The sequence below is a fragment of the Nonlabens sp. genome, from assembly GCF_047636915.1.
Lineage (GTDB): Bacteria > Bacteroidota > Bacteroidia > Flavobacteriales > Flavobacteriaceae > Nonlabens.
Genome location: NZ_JBLIGN010000130.1, coordinates 1 through 5,334, shown reverse-complemented (window position 1 = coordinate 5,334; position 5,334 = coordinate 1). Strand labels below are relative to the sequence as shown.

The following is a 5,334-nucleotide window of genomic DNA, read 5'->3' as shown; positions in this document are numbered from 1 at the left end:
CCCATCTTGCTTATTCTGCTGCGCCCTCTAACGCTACTTCCAGAACGTTTTATCATCGGTGTGGTTCCTAAGTAACTGCACAGTTGAGACGCATTGCTAAACTTACGGAAGGAGTCCGTAGCAACAATTAAGAAAACAGCGGTTTTGTCACCTATACCAGGAATGCTTTTCAATAGGGTGAGCTCGCGCTGTGATGATTGTTTAACAAGCAACAGTAGCCTTTTCTCTATCTTGGCCAGTTCCCTATCAATATGCTTTTTGTCTAACAGTAATGACCGTACAACCATTTTTGAAGGTGTACCCATAACACGCTCGCCGTGTAATTTGTTCTTTGTACTGGTTCTGCGCTTAAGATAATTGACCTTTAGGCTCAGTAATTGTCTACATTCAGATTGCATATCGCTAATTTGATTGTATAGCGGAACCGTATTGTAGATCCCGTAATCACAAATGGCCTGAGCATCTCTCTTATCTGTTTTTATCCGCGATAATTTCATCTGGATAAAACGTTTTACAGACAGTGGGTTTACTACAGAAACTACTATTTTATGCTTGCAAAGAAACTGTTAGAGACTGTAATGATAGTAGCCTGTAGCCTCCATAACGACTAAGCTGCTCTCAGGCAAGAGCTTCAAAAATGTTTTAAATCCGATAGGTGAGTTGCTGAACTAGTTGTGACCGCTTTTGCTGCCATGAACATCAAAGACATCTTTACTGATGTCAACCCCAAAAGTTTCTTTATATTTATTCATAATAATTAGATTATGAAAGAACAATCATCAATGACACAACATCTTGAAAACGAGGTCTAGGCCTCACAGAACTGAACGTGCTATAGATGAAAAAGAGAGAGGGTTGACTTTGTTGACGAGGTTCTGTCCTCACTGTATATAATAACCTTGATCCTCTCTCTGTTTCTTTCTGATTTGTATGTAAAAGTTAACTATTTTAAGAGAAATCAAACTTAAGATGTATATAAAAAGTAGCAGTTAAGAGCTAAACTTAAAGTTTAGCTATCCTCTTGTTTCTTAGTAAAGTTAAATAACTAGAAATAGACGGTTGTAAAGTAAAGTAGACCGTTACCAACCATTTGAACAAAATGACTTAATATACATTCATATAGATGATTCTGGAGCAATTGAAGATGTTGACGAAAAAAATGTTAACGGAAAAAATATTCCTGTTTGTAAAATGATTGATGATGAATTCAACAAACTCAATGAAATTCTGCATTCATTGAATGATTATATTCTTAACGAAGAAACATTAAGCAAAGAAAATCTAAAATTAACAATGGAGATAATTAAAAATTTTTGAAGGATCAGGAATTTGAAAATCATATTTTGGTTAGAATCGATTTAATAAAGATTTAATAAATAGCTATACTCAATTGTATAAAACATTAACAACCACTCATGGTTTATTAAAAATTTAAACTAGGCGTAAACTCTTTAGGTATACAAGTCTCTCGGTAATTGCGGAAGATAAAAGTCTATTGCTATAAAAGTAAAAAAATAAAGAAAGGCTATCACTGTATGTAATTAATTACCGGCTCTCTATTTACTCGGAAAATCTTAAGGATTTTCATCTGGTTCGTTTTCTTTTACTAATTTAGTTGCTAGCTAACTATAAACAAAACGCCAGGTTCCTGCAAAAAACACCTTATTTGTTTTTTTATTATTCATGAAATCATATCTTTAATCTATTGAATATAAATAATTTGCCCATACAGCCCAGCCCTATATTTTCCTATTTTAGGGTAGGCAGACTTTTGTATGGTGCTCTTTTACTTTTTATCATAGAATCTTGGGTGTATGGTATTCAATTAAAGAACGCTATTAATTTAGAGTCAACACCATGGACCCTGTTTTGGGCATGGTCCTTTCTCTTTTCTTTTATTCACATTTATTTGGTTATTATGGATGGCTGGTCCCGCTACCAAAACTATAAGCGTGCAAAGGACCAATTCTTTATTCATGGTTTTAATGAGAAAATAGCACTCTTTTATATAGGTTCTAAATGTCAACGCATGGCAGCAGAAACCGCAGCAGAAGAATTAGGAATTAATGACCAAATACAACAATACTATCGCAACTTTGGCATAAAATGGTATCACTACATACCTTATTTTATGATAAAGGAACCTTTCTTTCTATTTAAAAAGTTATTTTGGTCCCGTACCTTTCTAGAACGTTTCTATGAGCCCAAATTTGATTATCGAGCCATGACCAAATCGCAATCCGTATGATTTCCTGCCAACACATACATAAAAAATACGACACGGTAAGAGCTCTTCATAACGTTAGTATATCTTGTGGTAAGGGAGAAATTTGCGGGTTGGTAGGCGCAAATGGAGCTGGAAAAACGACCTTGTTTAAAATTTTACTTGGTTTAGTTACTGCCGACAGTGGCACCATTGAAATATCTGGTAACGGTGCAAAAAAAATTGGTGGCATCATTGAAAAGCCAGCGTTATACAGCTATTTAAGTGCATATGAAAATCTACGATTATTTTCAAAAATGCAAGCTGCTGACGCTTCAAAACAGACTATTGAAACCTCGCTAAAACAAGTTGGTTTACCGTTAGATAGAACAGATCCTATTCGTAATTTCTCTATGGGAATGAAACAGCGTCTAGGTATCGCGGTAGCACTACTAAACAATCCATCTTGCTTGCTGTTAGACGAGCCTTTTTCAGGCCTAGACCCATTGGGTATCGAAGCACTAAACCAACTTATTTTTGATCTTGCACAAGAAACCCAAATGACTATATTAATCTCTTCTCATATCATTGAGGTCTTAAGCTCAGTCTGCACAAATTTATCTATAATCCATAACGGAGAAATCGTACAAACAGGAGCCACCAGCAAAATCCTAGACACGTGCACTAAAGGGTATACTTTATGCGGTAGCAATATTAAAAGCGCCTCTTTTCTAAGCGAATACCATGCTGTGACCAATGGCAATTGTGCGACTATTTCAGCATCAACTAACGAAATTCCTGAGATCATATTTAAATTATCGCAACAACAAATAGGAATCACGTCTTGCAAGCCTGTACTTGACTTGCAACAACTATTTAATCCGACACAGAAATGATGCGATTACTCTATATTGAAACCTATAAATTGTTTCGACAAAGTCGCACCTATTATGCTATTTTAGGGCTGCTTTTTATTGAAGCCATCGTGCTTTTAAGTGCCTATTATCAAGGTACAGGAATTATTGATATTGTGTTAGCCAATTTGAAGGATACATTCCACTTTCACGGCAATCTAATTAACGGAAATTTAATTATATACTTTATTCTAAACTCTTTTTGGTTTCATGTGCCACTGCTCTGCATGATTATTGTATCCGGTATGCTAACAACCGAATATCAAGAAAAAACCATAGAGACGGTGCTAATGCAGCCCATCGTGAAATGGAAATATTTATTGTCTAAATATATTATAGCTAGCTTGTTTACGATTTTTTTAGTCTTTCTATTGGCGATAACATCTTTCTTGTTGTCGTACGGAATTTTTGGAAAGGGCGACTTAATAGTCTATACCAGCGGTCTCACTTTTTTTAAACACGATAATGCCTTCTATAGATTAGTATATGCATTTCTATTTGGAACCTTGTCTCTAGTGTTCTTTTCTGTGGTAAGCTTAACCTTTGCGGTATTGCTTAAAGAAAGTTTTAAAACCTGGATTGCAGCTGCCTTATTTTTGATTGTTTCCACATTATTGTTAAAAATAGACTTAGGTAATGATTTCTGGAACCAGATTGCTTTCTTTAAATTGAACAATACCTGGCAGTATTTTTTCAATCCAGATATAGATTGGAAGACGATTGCAATCAATTCGGTTTTACTAAGCTTCTATACACTGGTAACGATGCTTGTAGGACTATTTATATTTCAAAAAAAAGATATTGGATGAAACGACCTAGAATGCTTTTACTGTTTTTACTGTTTTTACTGTTTTTATATTCGGCTAGTGGCTTTTGTCAAACCGCCGAAGTACAGGTATCTCTAGTTAAATCTAGACTTGATAGTATTGAAACCTTTCTAGTAGATATTAAACTACATGTTGATATTTCATTTATTAAAATGCCCGATAAGGAAGCGCAGGCAGCATTTAAAAAGGGAGAAGATATCGTCATCACATCTGAAGATTTTGTACTTATTCCCAAACGTGGATTAGACTTATCGTTTAGTGAACTCTTTGAGTATCCATTTATGGTAATAGATCGAGGAAAAGTAGAAGAACAATCAGCATCGCTATTGGCAATTTCTATATTACCATCAGATACAAAGGCAGATTTTAGTGTGGCTAACTTGCACATCGATATCGAAAAACAACGCATCACTTGGGCCGAAATAAACACAAAAAAAGACGGAACTTACACGCTAATCCTCACCTACCCAGATAATCTGGCTGTACTCCCTACAAAATTGGATGTTTCATTTGAAATGGATCGAATTAGGCTCCCTCTTAATTTTGCCGGAAGTGATGTCTCTATTGATCGTAAAAAGATGCGCAAAACTGATCAAAAAACTGGAAAAATCACACTTATGCTAAATTACAGAAGTATTGAAAAAACCGAATAAACTGAATTTATTTATTCGTTGTAAGACATTTGAGAAAAACCCCGAATGAATAGAGTTAAAATTCATAATGAGGAGTCGCAAAAGACAAGTGAATTTTGACTAATTTACTAGTTTAGCCCCTTATAAGTTCGGAGTGATATTTTAAATTTCAAAACTAATATATTTGAGATATGAAATACAAGAAATGGACTTTGGATCAGAAGTTAGAGATACTCTCTTCTGGGGAAGAAATAGGTGTTGTTGAGGCCTGTCGGAAATACAGGGTTAGTACTGGTACTTTCTATAGCTGGAAGAAGAAGTTTGAGCACAAGGGGGAAGCAGGTTTAAAGGTTACCTATGATACAAAAAGTAAAGAGCTTAAAGAAGCAGAGGAAGAAAATCGTGTATTGCGAAAGCTACTTAGTGATAGAGAAATCGAACTCGAGGTGCAACGAGAGCTGTTAAAAAAAAAGTTTGGGACATCAGATCCAAGAAAGATTTAGTAGATGCCACTTGCAAGAAACATAAGTTTAGTAAAACCAAGGTTATAAAGATGGTCGGTATTATATCTAGTAGCTACTACAGAGTTCCTAGTGGTGGTAAAAAGGGAAATAAGCCGTCTAAACAGAGTTTTCATAATACAGAAGGCTTTGTGTCACAAGATGTGGTTATAGCTTCTGTAAAGAAGATTTTAGAGCACGAATTTATAGATTGTGGATACCGATTAATGACCAGCTATTTGACTAGAGACGGTTACA

The 5,334-nt window shown here is 35.2% G+C and carries 6 protein-coding genes and 1 pseudogene; 6 read left to right on the top strand and 1 reads right to left on the bottom strand.

Going from position 1 to position 5,334, the window contains the following annotated elements:
- On the bottom strand, positions 1-503 hold a 503-nt coding region (locus ACJAT0_RS12555), incomplete at its 3' end, for a transposase (protein ID WP_415181931.1).
- Between the two features lie 1,202 nt (positions 504-1,705).
- Between ACJAT0_RS12555 and ACJAT0_RS12550 the strand changes: the two genes are divergently transcribed.
- The 6 genes and pseudogenes from ACJAT0_RS12550 to ACJAT0_RS12525 form a co-directional block, all read left to right on the top strand.
- A complete protein-coding gene (locus tag ACJAT0_RS12550) occupies positions 1,706-2,248 on the top strand; it encodes a hypothetical protein (RefSeq protein WP_415181930.1) in 543 nt (180 codons plus the stop codon).
- On the top strand, positions 2,245-3,099 hold the full coding sequence (locus tag ACJAT0_RS12545) for an ABC transporter ATP-binding protein (protein WP_415181929.1): 855 nt from the start codon (positions 2,245-2,247) through the stop codon (positions 3,097-3,099). The genes ACJAT0_RS12550 and ACJAT0_RS12545 overlap by 4 nt, the downstream gene beginning before the upstream one ends.
- Positions 3,096-3,926: an ABC transporter permease gene (locus ACJAT0_RS12540; RefSeq protein WP_415181928.1), complete on the top strand. Its 831-nt coding sequence runs from the start codon at positions 3,096-3,098 to the stop codon at positions 3,924-3,926. The genes ACJAT0_RS12545 and ACJAT0_RS12540 overlap by 4 nt, the downstream gene beginning before the upstream one ends.
- On the top strand, positions 3,923-4,597 hold the full coding sequence (locus ACJAT0_RS12535; RefSeq protein WP_415181927.1) for a hypothetical protein: 675 nt from the start codon (positions 3,923-3,925) through the stop codon (positions 4,595-4,597). The genes ACJAT0_RS12540 and ACJAT0_RS12535 overlap by 4 nt, the downstream gene beginning before the upstream one ends.
- A gap of 170 nt (positions 4,598-4,767) precedes the next feature.
- Positions 4,768-5,079, top strand: a complete 312-nt coding sequence (locus ACJAT0_RS12530; protein WP_415181926.1) for a transposase — start codon at positions 4,768-4,770, stop codon at positions 5,077-5,079.
- A gap of 50 nt (positions 5,080-5,129) precedes the next feature.
- Positions 5,130-5,334 (top strand): annotated as a pseudogene (locus tag ACJAT0_RS12525) (IS3 family transposase); the annotation flags it as partial.

Excerpts from the sequence above, each read along its gene's own strand:
- ACJAT0_RS12545 (WP_415181929.1), top strand. The coding sequence starts at position 2,245 with ATGATTTCCTGCCAACACATACATAAAAAATACGACACGGTAAGAGCT.
- ACJAT0_RS12540 (WP_415181928.1), top strand. The coding sequence starts at position 3,096 with ATGATGCGATTACTCTATATTGAAACCTATAAATTGTTTCGACAAAGT.
- ACJAT0_RS12535 (WP_415181927.1), top strand. The coding sequence starts at position 3,923 with ATGAAACGACCTAGAATGCTTTTACTGTTTTTACTGTTTTTACTGTTT.
- ACJAT0_RS12530 (WP_415181926.1), top strand. The coding sequence starts at position 4,768 with ATGAAATACAAGAAATGGACTTTGGATCAGAAGTTAGAGATACTCTCT.